Here is a 13,955-nt window from a genome sequence, read left to right as displayed (position 1 = left end):
AGCGTGGCAGGACGCGTGGCAGGCCTTAGACAGAATTAACAGGATGGTTGGGATAATCAGCCACCGGCCTGATGCCGCTGACTGAATTTACCATCCAGCACTCACTTTCTTCTTCATGAGTGCCGGAAAAAAGTGAGTGCTGGAGTGATTACCTTTTGGCCTGGCTTCCGCCTGTCCCGTTTAATTGCTCGCAGAGCAAGCCCGAAGGGCATTAAACTGGGAGCCAGGACAAAAAAGTTTTTCTCTTAATCAATCTCTTAATCTATGCCTGCCACGCTTCTTTGGCGTGGTTAATCCTGCCTGCCCCGTGTATATTCTTCCAATACACTGGGGTCAAAAAACTCTTTTATTTATTGGGTTGCGGGCATAGCCCGCCTTAGATACAGGCATTCTGGAATTCGTTGTCAATAGTCGGTGAGCTGTGGTCCACACACCCATCACTCCGGGGATTCTTTCAGAAAACCGCTGGCATCTTTCCCTGCGGTGACCAATATCAATGACCAAAATCAGCAAACTATCATCCTGCACTTCATCCATTAAACGTCGCAGAGGAGGACTTGATCCGGCAGATCTATGACAGCAGGTTCAAGGAACTTGAAAACGTTCTGCTTGACGAAGGGTTATGCATGAAATATTATGGCTACATAATGAAAGGTGATCATATGCAACGCACAACAATTATGCTTCCCCGGGAATTGAAGATTCGGGCGTACAGCAAGTCCAGGAAAATGGGAGTCTCCCTGGGACAGCTCATCCGGGAAGCCCTGCAAAAGGAAATTGACAGCACTGAAGCCGGCAATGGCTTGCAGGACTGCTTTTACGCGGACAAGGCTGTTTATCAGGGCGATTCCCCTCCCGATTTTAGCGCTGAACACGATGAATATCTTTATGGCGAGTCTCATGATATTCGTTGATACTGGTCCATTACTGGCGCGTTATCTCCTCAAAGACCAGTTTCATCAGCATGCGTTGAATATATGGGCCGAACTGGAAAAAAGCCATGAAAGACTTGCCACAAGCAGCCTTGTGCTGAACGAAACCGCTACTCTGCTGGGAAGAAGAGCCGGCAATATTTTTGCCGCCGAGCGGCTGAATAACATCTATGCATCACATGCTTTCCAGATATGGCGGCCCGACAGAGAGGATGAGCTGCGTGCTCTGAAGCTGTTCGCAAAATTTTCTGATCAAGTCGTGTCCTTCACAGACTGCGTCTCCTTTACGCTCATGACATCCAGGCATGTCCAGCAAGTGTTTACGTTTGATCGTCATTTTGATTTAGCGGGCTTCAAGCGGTTGCCCTAATAAATGGTCTTTCTCACCTCTGCGTAACCTGGTGGCCTCTGCGAGAGAAGAAAAGAATTTTTCAGGCAAACCTCTACAGAACATCTACATCGACCCAGGGATTGATTAACATATTTCTCCTGTCCCTCTTGGATATTCCTCGCAACTTAATACAACTGGCAACATAATGTCCCTTATATCTTCCTTTACTCACTGCACCAATGAAGAGGAAAGTGGGGAAGTTGATATAGAGGCATGGGGCCCCAGTGAAACTCCTGTCTGCGCACAGGAAGCCCTCCGGGCTTTTTCATCACGCCACAGGCGTGACAAACATAGGGCATGGGGGATGGGGAAAAAGGGCTTGCATGCTGCTTGAGTCTGGCTTATAATAAAAGGAAAAGGGAGATGTTCCATGTCCACAGAGCCTTTTACTCAAGAACAGATCAGCTTTCTGAAGGAGCACATGTCCCAGTGGCTGGCGGAACAGAGCCTGGGCAAACCGCCCATGGTCTATGAAATCGAGCTGCGGGAGCGTATGGTCAGGGTGGAAGAGGAACTCAGAAATCAGAGGGAGCTGATCCAGTATATCATCGAGCAGATGGATAAACGCTTTGAACAGGTTGACAAGCGTTTTCAACAAGTGGATAAGCGCTTTGAGCAGGTGGATAAGCGTTTTGAAGAGATGCGCCAGGACATGAATGCGCGTTTTGAACAAGTGGACAGGCGCTTTGAAGAGATGCGCCAGGACATGAATTCGCGCTTTGAACAAGTGGATAAGCGCTTTGAACAAGCTGACCAGCGCTTTCTGGCCTTGACCAAACGCATGGACCGCCTGCTGATCTGGTCCTTCGGGACCACGGTAACCGTGGGCGCACTGATCGTTGCCATCCTAAAACTTACCTGATTGAACACCGTCTAACCGGGCATGCCTCTACGGCGTCTGTACCGGCCAAGGACAAAACCGTCATCATAGTCACCGGCATTCCCTGATACGCCTCAGCTGCACTGAGCATCCCCGCGAACAGTATTGTTGCGCTGGCAGGCTATTTTTTGTCGAGTGCATCCAATCGTTCGGCTTCCTTTAGTATCTTGAGATCTATCTTATCTTGTTGCCTTCCACTCTTTTCTTTTGCGCGTATGAGATCGGATCGCGATATGAAAAATAATTTAAGATCATCTAATTCAACCACTTCACGGTTATTCCATGCCTCATCAAACTCAATTCCTGGGATTGACATCATAATATCGACTCGCAAGGGTGGTCTCCCCATTTGATAGAAGTATCCCTCATGAGCAAAATCGTCTTGATCAATATTTTCCAGTGGAGCACCGAACTCTTTTAATGCCAGATAAACACTTTTCGCATTCTCTTGATCAGTCGCGATAAGCATATCAATATCTTTTGTAAATCTAGGCTCGCTATATTTCATTACTGCATAGCCGCCTACAATAAGATATCGAATGTTATGCTTTTCGAAAAGTTTCAACAGTTCTTTGAAGTCGGGACTCATCAGCATTTTTCCCTCGTATCAAAAGATAGTCATTGTGCATTTCTGTTACGGCTTTAAAAATGGCAACATCACCTTGAGATTGCCAGAATCGAATATCGAATGAACGTCTGTCATCGATCATACGCTGGTAATTTTCTTCGAATTTTTTCATTTCTTATCCTTGTAGTCCGAGGGAGCATTGCCTGTTTGTAGGGAGGATTACGTGTATTTGACAACTCGATCAGAATCATAGTCTGTTGTAGCCACAGATGGATCAAATCCAGTGATGCCGGATTAGCACGGGTTCTGTCCCTGGCTTCGCTGTAAAAAAGTTGACCTCAGGATTCACCCAACCTTTTCATGGAATAAACCCCCTCCACACCGCCTACGGGCGTGAATTTGCGCTTGTCCTTGGAGCCCAGCAGGTGCTTGACCTGGTCAAATACCTCCTGAACAAAGTCCTTGCCGCCGATAACCCCGGAATCTGTAAAATACCGACATCTGTATCTGAAGCGCTCTACTCGGGATATCTTGTAGCCCTTTTTGCGGGCTTTTTCTACTATTTTTTGATCAATGGTCTTGCCCTTTCCGGCATCCACAGCCCCGGTTTCGTAAACAAACTGTCTGTATTTGCGGACAATCTCTTGGGGGTCAAACTCGTTCCATTCCTTGAGGCCAAAATCAATGGATAAAAAACCGTCTTTGTTCCCAGTTTGAACATGGTACCCTAGAGAACTCCAGCGGTAATCCTCCGGCTTTTTGACTATACCAGCCCGAATGGGATTCAGGTCTATGTAGGCCAGCATGTTCACAAGGGTGCTTCCTTCCTGAACAATCATGGACTTGAATCGCTCACCCCAGAAAAAGCCCCGCCTGTTATGCCTCTTATTGTAATACCGGGAAAAGGTCTGCTTAATCTCCCGGACGAACTCAGAAAGATCAGTCCATTTCTTGCTGAATTTTTCTATCTCCTGGTCTCCGAAATGAACATCCTCGCCATAGCGTTTGACAAACCTTTCCTGGACCTCCTGCCTGGTAGCGTAGTCCCTTGGATAAATCTTTACAGCCAGATGCCAGTGGTTGCCCATAATACAAAATCCAAGGACATCTACAAAATAAATGCTGCTGAAATACTTGATAATCTCCAGAAGGCGGTTCTTTTCGATATCGCCCAAAGGCAAGCCAGACAGGGCTGTTCTAGATATCACGTGATAGACCGTGGGCCTGTGAGGCAGGGTAAATCTGGCGTTTCTTGGCATGGTGAACCTCCATGGGGTGAGGGTTGATGTCTATGGAAAAAGAGGTAGCCGAAATGAGGATGAAAGTCCAGTATATTTTGTCTGTCCCTGTTGGTTTCCATAATACAGTCCCTGTTGGTTTCCATAATACAAAATCCAAGGACATCTACAAAATAAATGCTGCTGAAATACTTGATAATCTCCAGAAGGCGGTTCTTTTCGATATCGCCCAAAGGCAAGCCAGACAGGGCTGTTCTAGCGTGAGTTTATTACGCTTAGCGCAATTTTCGAGGACATCTTCAATGTTTTCAATATGTTGCTTTAATTAAAAATGTATACACTGAAATATGTATCGAACAGACTTCTTTCTATTCGATAAAAAATTCTTAATTTTCAACAAATTATGCTTAATTTGGGGTTGACATATGGGCCTTTCAATGTGTATGTATACACTGAAATGGCAACTATTCAAAAGAAACCTTCAAGAGGCAGGGACTACTGGGCCATAGTCGAATCCAGACGGATCAACGGAAAACCACGCCCTGTTGTCCTGGAGCATCTCGGCACTGCTGAAAACCTCCTGAAGCGGCTTCAAGAAGGGGCAGGGCCGCACAAGGTCAAAAGTTACTCGCATGGACTGGTAGCCTACTTACTCAATTTGATAGAATCCCTTGACCTGGTTCAAATTATCAACCGCCATGTGCCAAATAAACAAATCAGAGATGGGTTTACTGTTGGAGGTTCTATTGTCCTTGCGTCCATGGGTAGAATCTGTCAGCCAACCAGTAAAAGAAACTGGTATAAGGGATGGGCCAAGCGTACCAGCCTCTCGTATCTTTTACGAATGTCTTTGGCCAAGATCGACAGCCAGCACTTCTGGGATCAGATGGATGCCCTTCCATCAGAAACCATTCCTGCAATTGAAGAAGAGATCGTTGACACCCTCTATGAACATGGCCTGCTTTCCATGGATACCCTGCTCTATGATACAAGTAATTTCTTCACTTACATCGCTTCGACCAATGAACGGTGCACACTGGCTAAGCGAGGAAAAAACAAGCAGCGACGAATTGACCTTAGGCAGTTTGGCCTTTTGCTCCTGGTCTCACGCCAGGATCAGCTCCCGATATACCACAGGACATACCAGGGGAACTTAAACGACAAAACTGTTTTCAAAGAGCATTTCGCAAGGTTTTCTGACAGACTCAAAAGGCTCAGTGGCTCCCTTGAAGACATTACCGTTGTTCTGGATCAAGGGAACAATTCAAAAAAAATGCTTAAAGAGGTAGACCAGACCATTTATTTTGTCGGAGCGCTTTCTGTTCACCAACACAGGCATTTGGTTGAAAGAGCCAATCTGAACCTGCAAGAAATACTTATAGGGAATAAAAGTGTTCCCTGCTACAAGGAGCGCACAACAATCTGGGGAAGCGACCTGACAGCAGTGGTCTACATCTCTGAAAAGCTGCGAGATGGTCAAATTAGAGGCCTGGAGCAAGGCCTCTCCAAGCTTTGCAGCGAACTTGATCAATTAAAAGAAGCCATCAAGATGCCGACCCAAAAAGGAAAAAAGCGAACTGAAGCCGGAATCCAGAAAAAGATTGATTCACTTATTTCCTCCTGTGTGCCCAAAGGGATCGTGGAGTGGGAGCTCACTTTTTTGCAGGAAGATGCATTCGAACTACAGTATTGGATCGACTACGACCACTTGGAAGAACTTAAAAAGTGGCGGTTTGGACGCCGCATCCTTATCACCAACAGGCATCACTGGAGTACTGAGGAAATCATCAAAGCTTATTGGGGTCAGGCCAATATAGAGTACGTGTTTAAAAATATGAAGAACCCGTTTCACATGGCATGGCGACCTCAATATCACTGGACTGATCAAAAGATAGAGGTGCACGGTTTCATATGTTTGGTGGCCTTTCTCCTGGTTATGGTGGCTTTCAAGCATGCCCGGGAGAATGCCGGCTTTTCTCGGTCTCCGCATACTTTGCTGGAAAAACTATCCGAGATTCGTCTGGCCACTCTGATCGATGCCCCGACCCAAAAATCAAAAGGGCGCTACAGAGCCACATATCAGCTTGAGGAGATGGACCCAGATGTCAAGGAGCTTGCAGATGCAATGGGAATTGCCGAGTTGCCGATGAAATCAAAAATACCGTTCAGTGTATACAAATCTTAACCTTAATATTTACATATATTACAAGGTGTTACGATTAATTTTGGGACTAACCGTAATAAACTCACGCTAGATATCACGTGATAGACCGTGGGCCTGTGAGGCAGGGTAAATCTGGCGTTTCTTGGCATGGTGAACCTCCATGGGGTGAGGGTTGATGTCTATGGAAAAAGAGGTAGCCGAAATGAGGATGAAAGTCCAGTATATTTTGTCTGTCCCTGTTGGTTTCTCTGGTAGCGTAGTCCCTTGGATAAATCTTTACAGCCAGGTGCCAGTGGTTGCCCATAATACAAAATCCAAGGACATCTACAAAATAAATGCTGCTGAAATACTTGATAATCTCCAGAAGGCGGTTCTTTTCGATATCGCCCAAAGGCAAGCCAGACAGGGCTGTTCTAGATATCACGTGATAGACCGTGGGCCTGTGAGGCAGGGTAAATCTGGCGTTTCTTGGCATGGTGAACCTCCATGGGATGAGGGTTGATGTCTATGGAAAAAGAGGTAGCCGAAATGAGGATGAAAGTCCAGTATATTTTGTCTGTCCCTGTTGGTTTCCATGCCCAGATCGGCATACCATACTTCACCTGTTTTTGGATTAGTACTCGCCAAAGGCCTCACTCCATTCATCCGCCTGTTGAGATGGGCTAAGCAACGCACTGTCTCCAAGGGATACATCAAAAGGAAGTCCCTGACATAGCTCTACTTTTGCCAGAAAAATGTTGATGGCCTGGCTGGGGTCCAAGCCCAGTTGATCAAGAATTTGCTCTGCATTGTGCAGACGATGGGCAGGCACTTCTATTTTTACTAACACAGGTTCGTCATTGTGAATTTTCATCGGATTTGCCCCCATAGTTAATGCCCCATACGGTGAAATTATTAGCAATTTATTTCATTGCTCCCACGCTCTGCATGCGGAGCATCCCCTGACCGCTCTGCGGTCTTCTTCATGATAAAATTGTGGTGTGCTTTGTCATGGAAGCCTCATGCACCTGGCTGAGGAGGTGTGCTGCAAGGCTCTGATCATACATAGACAGCTTCCTGGTCGATTCTTTCCTTTAGAAACTTATTCATGCCGGGTCTGTAACTTATTACATCAACTTTGAGTACCAGGATATCTTCAAGGTCCTGCTTGATTCCGATAATCCTGAAAAGGTCCTGTTTGTTCAAGTCTACAACTACATCAACATCACTTGCAGAATTTTCCTGCCCTTTAGCGAGGGAGCCAAATACACCTATCCTGAGAATGCCGAACTCATCACCGGATTTTTCACGGTATTTTTTGATAGTGTTGAAAATATTATTGCGATTCATAGATAACACAACTTAAAGAGGGTTGAGGCATTCAATCCAGAGGGTCATCAAGATTATGAATGGTGATGGACTTCATTTTTGTATCTCCTTGTGTACCATAATGTGGATTGATGGTTCACAATAAATTTTACCCAACCTTGAGTCAAGCCTGGAGTGAGAAAACCATATTCACAGCATAATGTCCCATACGTGTTTTTTGACAACTTGATCAGGATTATAGTCTGTTGTAGCTGCAGATGGATCAAATCCAGTAATGCCGGATTAGCACGGGTTCTGTCCCTGGCTTCGCTGTAAAAAAGTTGACCTCAGGATTCACCCAACCTTTTCATGGAATAAACCCCCTCCACACCGCCTACGGGCGTGAATTTGCGCTTGTCCTTGGAGCCCAGCAGGTGCTTGACCTGGTCAAATACCTCCTGGACAAAGTCCTTGCCGCCGATAACTCCGGAATCGGTAAAATACCTGCATCTGTACCTGAAGCGCTCTACTCGGGATACTTTGTAGCCCTTTTTGCGGGCTTTTTCTACTATTTTTTGATCAATGGTCTTGCCCTTTCCAGCATCCACAGCCCCGGTTTCGTAAACAAACTGTCTGTATTTGCGGACAATCTCTTGGGGGTCAAACTCGTTCCATTCCTTGAAACCAAAATCAATGGATAAGAAACCGTCTTTGTTCCCAGTTTGAACATGGTACCCTAGAGAACTCCAGCGGTAATCCTCCGGCTTTTTGACTATACCAGCCCGAATGGGATTCAGGTCTATGTAGGCCAGCATGTTCACAAGGGTGCTTCCTTCCTGAACAATCATGGACTTGAATCGCTCACCCCAGAAAAAGCCCCGCCTGTTATGCCTCTTATTGTAATACCGGGAAAAGGTCTGCTTAATCTCCCGGACGAACTCAGAAAGATCAGTCCATTTCTTGCTGAATTTTTCTATCTCCTGGTCTCCGAAATGAACATCCTCGCCATAGCGTTTGACAAACCTTTCCTGGACCTCCTGCCTGGTAGCGTAGTCCCTTGGATAAATCTTTACAGCCAGATGCCAGTGGTTGCCCATAATACAAAATCCAAGGACATCTACAAAATAAATGCTGCTGAAATACTTGATAATCTCCAGAAGGCGGTTCTTTTCGATATCGCCCAAAGGCAAGCCAGACAGGGCTGTTCTAGATATCACGTGATAGACCGTGGGCCTGTGAGGCAGGGTAAATCTGGCGTTTCTTGGCATGGTGAACCTCCATGGGGTGAGGGTTGATGTCTATGGAAAAAGAGGTAGCCGAAATGAGGATGAAAGTCCAGTATATTTTGTCTGTCCCTGTTGGTTTCCTTTCTAAAGGAGTATATGTCCCAGTGGCTTGCGGAGCAGAGCCTGGGCAAACCGCCCATGGTCTATGAAATCGAGCTGCGGGAGCGTATGGTCAGGGTGGAGGAGGAGCTGCGAAATCAGAGAGAGCTGATCCAGTATATCATCGAACAGATGGATAAACGCTTTGAACAGGTGGACAAGCGCTTTGAGCAGGTGGATAAGCGTTTTGAACAGTTTGACCAGCGCTTTATGGCATTGACCAAACGCATGGACCGCCTGCTGATCTGGTCATTCGGGACCACCGTGACCGTTGGCGGGTTGATCGTTGCCATCCTGAAACTTACCTGATTGAACACTGTCCAACCGGGCATGCTTCTATAATATGACTGCAAAAGTCGAAAAGTTGATTTTGTGCCCTGAACGTATTTTTCTAACTATTTGATTTTTCTGTCAACTGTCAACCGTCAACCATCAACTGCGTCTGTAAAAGAGGCTTTTTGCAGAAACATCATACACAAAGATAGGGAGCTTTTCTTCAATAAAGTAAATCAGAGGTGCGGTATCAATTCCGACGGTAGCGCCAGAGAGTTTTTTATTCTCTCCATGATGCTCTTTCTTCAGCTATATAGTTATCTACATCTATTTTTTTCCATAAATCTTTCCCCATTCCCTTAAGTTCCATGATGCTCCTGGCTTTAGATGAAGAAGCAGCCTTGTTTCTTACTAATGATGCTGTTTGTTCTAATAAGAGGAGTTGTTCAGAAAGAGGCAGGGCCTGGATGTCAGATAAAACCTGCTCATATCTTCGTGTTTCCATTTTGCTCACCTTTAACTGCTCATAGTTTAAAGACGTCAGTTCAATTAAGATTAAGGCAGATGGCTGGGTTTGGCAATAAGGATTTGATCAGTGGCTAACTCCTGAAACCCTGTCACAAAAAACAAGAAACTTGGACAGGATTAACAGGATTGAGTGATTACCTTTTGGCCTGGCTTCCGTCTGTCACGCCTGTGGCGTGATTTAATTGCTCGTAGAGCAAGCCCGAAGGGCATTAAACTGGGAGCCAGGACAAAATGTTTTTTTTCTTTATCCATCTCTTAATCTATGCCTGCCACGTGTCTTTGGCGTGGTTAATCCTGTCAAAAAAGCCCTTTTCTTTATTGGGTTGCGGGCAAAGCCCGAGTTAGACGTTTGCAGTTTAAGTGTTGATGCACTTATCAGTTCGTATAGTCTTGCCGGTCTGGGCATGGCGAATTCCCTGGGATGAGGTCTGGTGTTGGCGGAAGAATGTTTAGCCGATACAAAAAGGATTGTAAATCTTATTTTGTCTGACCCTGTTGGTTTCTATACCCTGAAAAACGGGCGATTAGTACCACTGGCTGCTCCTTGGGTCTCTTTAGGTGGACGCTGAGTGTTCGTAAGATGTTCTCCTGTCGTAGGCGGGTCAGAGTGTGGGGGTAAAATGCTTCTAAGGACAATCAAAATTATCGCTGAGATCTCTTAAATCACCTTCTATGGCTTCACAGGGATCAGCCTCAGCCTGCTGGTCTCTGTTCAAAAATTCCATATATAGATTTTCAACCTCTATATTCCCGGTTTCTATATCCGCGCACTCCTTATTGAGCACAAAATCAATACCCAGCTGAGCTGAATTTGTAGAGACAGTCAGATCTGCATCTCTAGCGTTTATAGACCCTCCAGCTTCAATATAAATGTATCTCCTGGCGTCGAATTGAGCGCCCTGGATGTCTACATTGCCGCATGTTTTAATATATATTTCTTCAGGATCATTGCCAGCACTATCGGTAGTTGAAAAAACAACACCATCTTCAATATTTATATCTCCGCTGTCAGCCTCAAGCTTGACTTTTCCTTGTGCAGATTCGGAAAGAAATTCCACGCCAGACTCAACAGTAATGCCTTCTGGAGCATAAAAATCGAATTCATCATATTCCTGAGTGCCTACTCCTGATTTTATTTCCAACTCAACCCAATTTTCATGTTCATCAGTAGGTAGCTCTAATATCGGAGAAAACTCCTCTTCAATTCGGTTGCCCTCGTCATCAATAATAATAATTTGTCCATCATCATGAATAAGCTCAATCTCAAGATGATGAAAATATACTGGCTCGTCTCCTAAGATTTTAAAGCCAGCATAGATTTGCTCTTCTGAGGTGAAATCAAAGTCAAAACTAAAACTATGGGAAAGGGACAGGTCACTGTCCAGGTTCCAGGGACCATCATTTTTAAAATTTCTGATATTTTTTGGAGTGTAGTCATAATTCGCCCCGTCTTCCAGATCGTAAATAGTAGCTCTTGCAGCTCTGCTATTGCCAGTAACCCTGATTTCAATATAATAAAAGTCCTCATAATCAAAGTCTTCTATCTTTTCTGGATCAACTTCAGTCTCTGGCTCATCAGCCCTCTCGCCATCATCCCATTCTCTGATGCTCAGTTCGTCAGCATCAGGATCCATATTGAAGCTGTATCCAGGATCTGGCTTGTTTTCATCGTTTAGCTCGGTATCAAAAAAGACTGCGTATCCTTCAGAATCAGCCTCGCTGTTTCTGACCACAGCACGCACGATATACTGATTGTAATCGTTGGTGGCTGGAACAGGAACAAAGAGCATGGAACCACCAACAGAAGATCTTAAGACCTTTACGTCGTCTGGTACACGGTTGTCGGGATCCGAATCAGGTTCCCAGTCATCTCTATTCTGATCGTCCGGAACTTTTACTGCTGAGTGGTGGATAAAGTTTTCAATTTCCTTCTCGCTCATTTCAGCATAGGGTACGTCTATAAATCCCGGTGAGAATTTTCCTTTTATTTTATAGCTTGCTTGTCTTGATGTGCCTTTGTAGGCTATGCCTTCAGAGACAATCTCGTAACGACCTGCAAAAAGATCGTTATCAATTTCCCCTAACTTTAGCTTAAAAGATCCATGATCACCTAAAGAATATCCTTCATCCTCATCAGCAATTTCGTCTATGTCAATATCCGGAGCATTCTCATGCAAACGTTTCTTTGCATATTCATACCCGGCCATGGCCATGTACCTGGCTTGTTCAGAGTTGCCCTGGCTTAACTGAGTAAAAGTAGATGTGGTGGTCAGAGAAACCAGGCCTGCACTCAACGCACCAGCTACCACGATCACGGCTACCAGGTACATAAGCACTGAACCGCTTTGAGCACCGCATATTGCTACGTTTTTTTTCTGTCTCAAATGTGTATTGGTCATGAATTTTACATTTTTTATGGTTCACTTAAATAGGTCGGTGCGACTGCAAAAGAGAATTCTTGGAGAGCATCGTTAGCTCCGCTTATTTCCAGGGTTATTCTGCATACTCCGTTACTCAAGTACTCGACTTGGAAGTCCGAGACCCCATCAACCAGAGTATATGAGGAATTATTCGTTTGGTAATCAAGATTAGAGTTGTCTCTGCTTATTGTTACGTCATCTCCATTGTGCGTTGTATATTCCAGCTCATCATCGCGCCGACAGTTATACCCAAAGCTTCCTGCTGTTTGCAGTTCATTGGAGACTCTGGTCATCACAACCTGTGTCTTCTGTGCCAGATGGTAGTTGTCGCCGGCCCATTGATAGCTCTGGACAATCTGCACCAGAAACATTCCACCAATTACGGATACAATGCCTAACAGGGTGATGGTAGCAATAAGCTCAACAAGTGTGAATCCGGATTGTTTATTCATAACTCACTGCAAAAAAAGTTAATTACAAGGGAAATAATATGTGAATCTAAAGCCGGGGTTGTCTTTATCTTGTAAGGTTACTTCTAGCACTCTATCAGTAGGTAGTGGGTCAGAGTCACATTCAAGAAAATTATCGTCAAAACCACATATGCGCGGTGAATCATCTGCAAATTCCGCATTCCACTCTTCTTCATTTTCTTCCTTGTCTTCAACAAAATCCTCGATCTTTCCTTCAAGGCCATCACATGGAGGCGGCACCGGATTCCAGTTCGGTTTGAAATTGGCAATAACCTTGACCATCTCCGAGCTGACTCCGCTGGAGCTTCTCAAATTGTCCAGTGGCTTATGGCTGTCAACCACCGCCGAGCTCATAAAAGGGACTAGAAGCGCTGCTACAATCCCGCCCACCACCAGGACGGCTATCACTTCCAGGAGGGTAAACCCTCTGCTTTTTTTGTTCATTTTGATAGTACCGTAATCCTTATTGCCTTACTTCATGCGGGGCAGTTGCATTCAGCTGATCACTGACCTGTTTCTCTGGGAGTTCGATCATATATGCGATATCTCCAAGATGGTCAGGGTTTAGGGAAGGGATCTTTAGACAACCGCCCCCGGCCCCTCCTTGGCCAAGGAGGGGAGCAGTCCGTGCTGTATGCAGGAAATTAGAAACTTGCATAACAGCAATGCCTTGATAAAAATTATATGAAATTAAAGTCATTTATAAGAATGGCCGGCTGTTGGGCGGTCTTTGCCATCAAGCCGGGCAAAACATTATTCTATAAATCCGGTTTCAGTTGTTATATTTATGGTCTGACTGTTACCAACGGTTATCTCATATGGGTTGGGAAAATTTTCAGGATCACTGCCTTCCAGATAAGGTCTGCCACGAGCGGCACTAAACATGATGGTATCCTGAGGAGAAAGAGTTGCATCAAGATTTTCATTTTTATAACTGTCTTCACCTGGGAGGTATGGAGCACCTGGAAGATCTGGAAGACTATTACCTGTTGGAACGTTTCCATTATCCCTTACAAGTGTATACGTATCCGCCTCGATCTCAATCCCCCAGTCATTCACATCCCCCATGGCCCGGAGCTGGGCGTAGCGCAGGTGGACCTTGAGGGTGTTGGCCGCTGCCACGTCTTTAGCCCCGATATCAGTAAACCTGTTCACCGCCACTGCTGCCAGCACTCCCAGGATGACCAGGACTGCGACGATCTCCAGCATGGTAAATCCCCTGGAGGGGCTGGGGATGTTCGGGGAACAGGTTTTGTTCTTGATTGTCATAAATTTGAATATGGGGAAACAGGGTGTAAAAGTCAATAGGTTATATTGAATGGCATGGGGCATAAAATTCAGGGATTCGGGAATTGAGGGATTGAGGGATTATTGGAGGGCAGGGGTGTGTGGAGGTGTGGGTATATGGGAGTGGGAAGG

The 13,955-nt window shown here is 45.4% G+C and carries 16 protein-coding genes and 1 pseudogene; 5 read left to right on the top strand and 12 right to left on the bottom strand.

The window, feature by feature from the left end; translation table 11 throughout:
* Positions 1 to 557 precede the first annotated feature (557 nt).
* From DTHIO_RS13120 to DTHIO_RS13105, 3 genes are all read left to right on the top strand, one after another.
* Positions 558 to 914, top strand: coding sequence for a ribbon-helix-helix domain-containing protein (locus DTHIO_RS13120; RefSeq protein ID WP_008870755.1), 357 nt, complete (start codon positions 558 to 560; stop codon positions 912 to 914).
* The gene (locus DTHIO_RS13115; RefSeq protein WP_008870754.1) at positions 901 to 1,302 is read left to right on the top strand and encodes a type II toxin-antitoxin system VapC family toxin; all 402 of its coding nucleotides are present in this window, start codon (positions 901 to 903) and stop codon (positions 1,300 to 1,302) included. Before DTHIO_RS13120 ends, DTHIO_RS13115 begins: the two co-directional genes overlap by 14 nt.
* 391 nt (positions 1,303 to 1,693) lie before the next feature.
* Positions 1,694 to 2,185, top strand: coding sequence for a hypothetical protein (locus tag DTHIO_RS13105; RefSeq protein ID WP_008870753.1), 492 nt, complete (start codon positions 1,694 to 1,696; stop codon positions 2,183 to 2,185).
* Positions 2,186 to 2,324: 139 nt separating this feature from the next.
* Here the strand turns inward: DTHIO_RS13105 and DTHIO_RS13100 are convergent, their stop codons facing one another.
* From DTHIO_RS13100 to DTHIO_RS13095, 3 genes are all read right to left on the bottom strand, one after another.
* On the bottom strand, positions 2,325 to 2,792 hold the full coding sequence (locus tag DTHIO_RS13100; protein ID WP_050775200.1) for a nucleotidyltransferase: 468 nt from the start codon (positions 2,790 to 2,792) through the stop codon (positions 2,325 to 2,327).
* Positions 2,746 to 2,943 (bottom strand): hypothetical protein, encoded by a 198-nt coding sequence (locus tag DTHIO_RS21180; RefSeq protein ID WP_008870751.1) that lies wholly within the window; start codon positions 2,941 to 2,943, stop codon positions 2,746 to 2,748. Before DTHIO_RS21180 ends, DTHIO_RS13100 begins: the two co-directional genes overlap by 47 nt.
* A gap of 166 nt (positions 2,944 to 3,109) precedes the next feature.
* The gene (locus DTHIO_RS13095; protein WP_008870750.1) at positions 3,110 to 4,030 is read right to left on the bottom strand and encodes a transposase; all 921 of its coding nucleotides are present in this window, start codon (positions 4,028 to 4,030) and stop codon (positions 3,110 to 3,112) included.
* Positions 4,031 to 4,466: 436 nt separating this feature from the next.
* On the opposite strand from DTHIO_RS13095, the gene DTHIO_RS13085 reads away from it, so the two are divergent.
* A complete protein-coding gene (locus tag DTHIO_RS13085; protein ID WP_208596366.1) occupies positions 4,467 to 6,194 on the top strand; it encodes an IS1634 family transposase in 1,728 nt (575 codons plus the stop codon).
* 208 nt (positions 6,195 to 6,402) lie between these two features.
* On the opposite strand, the pseudogene DTHIO_RS22480 reads toward DTHIO_RS13085, so the two are convergent.
* From DTHIO_RS22480 to DTHIO_RS13065, 4 genes and pseudogenes are all read right to left on the bottom strand, one after another.
* Positions 6,403 to 6,648: pseudogene (locus DTHIO_RS22480) on the bottom strand (transposase); the annotation flags it as partial.
* Between the two features lie 138 nt (positions 6,649 to 6,786).
* Positions 6,787 to 7,026: a type II toxin-antitoxin system RelB/DinJ family antitoxin gene (locus DTHIO_RS13075; protein ID WP_008870747.1), complete on the bottom strand. Its 240-nt coding sequence runs from the start codon at positions 7,024 to 7,026 to the stop codon at positions 6,787 to 6,789.
* 185 nt (positions 7,027 to 7,211) lie between these two features.
* Entirely contained in the window at positions 7,212 to 7,502 is a 291-nt protein-coding gene (locus DTHIO_RS13070; protein WP_008870746.1) for a nucleotidyltransferase family protein, read from the bottom strand.
* A gap of 305 nt (positions 7,503 to 7,807) precedes the next feature.
* On the bottom strand, positions 7,808 to 8,728 hold the full coding sequence (locus tag DTHIO_RS13065) for a transposase (protein WP_008870745.1): 921 nt from the start codon (positions 8,726 to 8,728) through the stop codon (positions 7,808 to 7,810).
* 114 nt (positions 8,729 to 8,842) lie between these two features.
* On the opposite strand from DTHIO_RS13065, the gene DTHIO_RS13060 reads away from it, so the two are divergent.
* Complete coding sequence (locus DTHIO_RS13060) at positions 8,843 to 9,154, top strand: hypothetical protein (RefSeq protein ID WP_008870744.1); 312 nt, start codon at positions 8,843 to 8,845, stop codon at positions 9,152 to 9,154.
* A 244-nt stretch (positions 9,155 to 9,398) separates the two neighbouring features.
* Here the strand turns inward: DTHIO_RS13060 and DTHIO_RS13055 are convergent, their stop codons facing one another.
* From DTHIO_RS13055 to DTHIO_RS19940, 5 genes are all read right to left on the bottom strand, one after another.
* A complete protein-coding gene (locus tag DTHIO_RS13055) occupies positions 9,399 to 9,623 on the bottom strand; it encodes a hypothetical protein (protein WP_008870743.1) in 225 nt (74 codons plus the stop codon).
* A 649-nt stretch (positions 9,624 to 10,272) separates the two neighbouring features.
* Complete coding sequence (locus DTHIO_RS13050) at positions 10,273 to 11,976, bottom strand: hypothetical protein (protein ID WP_040418708.1); 1,704 nt, start codon at positions 11,974 to 11,976, stop codon at positions 10,273 to 10,275.
* 83 nt (positions 11,977 to 12,059) lie between these two features.
* Entirely contained in the window at positions 12,060 to 12,518 is a 459-nt protein-coding gene (locus tag DTHIO_RS13045) for a type II secretion system protein (RefSeq protein WP_008870741.1), read from the bottom strand.
* A gap of 18 nt (positions 12,519 to 12,536) precedes the next feature.
* On the bottom strand, positions 12,537 to 12,980 hold the full coding sequence (locus DTHIO_RS13040) for a type II secretion system protein (protein ID WP_008870740.1): 444 nt from the start codon (positions 12,978 to 12,980) through the stop codon (positions 12,537 to 12,539).
* 309 nt (positions 12,981 to 13,289) lie between these two features.
* Complete coding sequence (locus DTHIO_RS19940; RefSeq protein WP_050775199.1) at positions 13,290 to 13,745, bottom strand: hypothetical protein; 456 nt, start codon at positions 13,743 to 13,745, stop codon at positions 13,290 to 13,292.
* Positions 13,746 to 13,955: the final 210 nt, after the last annotated feature.

The sequence above is a fragment of the Desulfonatronospira thiodismutans ASO3-1 genome (assembly GCF_000174435.1).
GTDB classification, from domain to species: domain Bacteria; phylum Desulfobacterota; class Desulfovibrionia; order Desulfovibrionales; family Desulfonatronovibrionaceae; genus Desulfonatronospira; species Desulfonatronospira thiodismutans.
The sequence above is the reverse complement of the archived record's forward strand: the minus strand, read 5'-3'. Positions and strand labels throughout refer to the sequence as shown.

Coding starts and splice junctions, on each gene's coding strand:
- DTHIO_RS13115 (WP_008870754.1), top strand. CDS start 901: ATGATATTCGTTGATACTGGTCCATTACTGGCGCGTTATCTCCTCAAA.
- DTHIO_RS13105 (WP_008870753.1), top strand. CDS start 1,694: ATGTCCACAGAGCCTTTTACTCAAGAACAGATCAGCTTTCTGAAGGAG.
- DTHIO_RS13100 (WP_050775200.1), bottom strand. CDS start 2,792: ATGAGTCCCGACTTCAAAGAACTGTTGAAACTTTTCGAAAAGCATAAC.
- DTHIO_RS21180 (WP_008870751.1), bottom strand. CDS start 2,943: ATGAAAAAATTCGAAGAAAATTACCAGCGTATGATCGATGACAGACGT.
- DTHIO_RS13095 (WP_008870750.1), bottom strand. CDS start 4,030: ATGCCAAGAAACGCCAGATTTACCCTGCCTCACAGGCCCACGGTCTAT.
- DTHIO_RS13085 (WP_208596366.1), top strand. CDS start 4,467: ATGGCAACTATTCAAAAGAAACCTTCAAGAGGCAGGGACTACTGGGCC.
- DTHIO_RS13075 (WP_008870747.1), bottom strand. CDS start 7,026: ATGAAAATTCACAATGACGAACCTGTGTTAGTAAAAATAGAAGTGCCT.
- DTHIO_RS13070 (WP_008870746.1), bottom strand. CDS start 7,502: ATGAATCGCAATAATATTTTCAACACTATCAAAAAATACCGTGAAAAA.
- DTHIO_RS13065 (WP_008870745.1), bottom strand. CDS start 8,728: ATGCCAAGAAACGCCAGATTTACCCTGCCTCACAGGCCCACGGTCTAT.
- DTHIO_RS13060 (WP_008870744.1), top strand. CDS start 8,843: ATGTCCCAGTGGCTTGCGGAGCAGAGCCTGGGCAAACCGCCCATGGTC.
- DTHIO_RS13055 (WP_008870743.1), bottom strand. CDS start 9,623: ATGGAAACACGAAGATATGAGCAGGTTTTATCTGACATCCAGGCCCTG.
- DTHIO_RS13050 (WP_040418708.1), bottom strand. CDS start 11,976: ATGTACCTGGTAGCCGTGATCGTGGTAGCTGGTGCGTTGAGTGCAGGC.
- DTHIO_RS13045 (WP_008870741.1), bottom strand. CDS start 12,518: ATGAATAAACAATCCGGATTCACACTTGTTGAGCTTATTGCTACCATC.
- DTHIO_RS13040 (WP_008870740.1), bottom strand. CDS start 12,980: ATGAACAAAAAAAGCAGAGGGTTTACCCTCCTGGAAGTGATAGCCGTC.
- DTHIO_RS19940 (WP_050775199.1), bottom strand. CDS start 13,745: ATGCTGGAGATCGTCGCAGTCCTGGTCATCCTGGGAGTGCTGGCAGCA.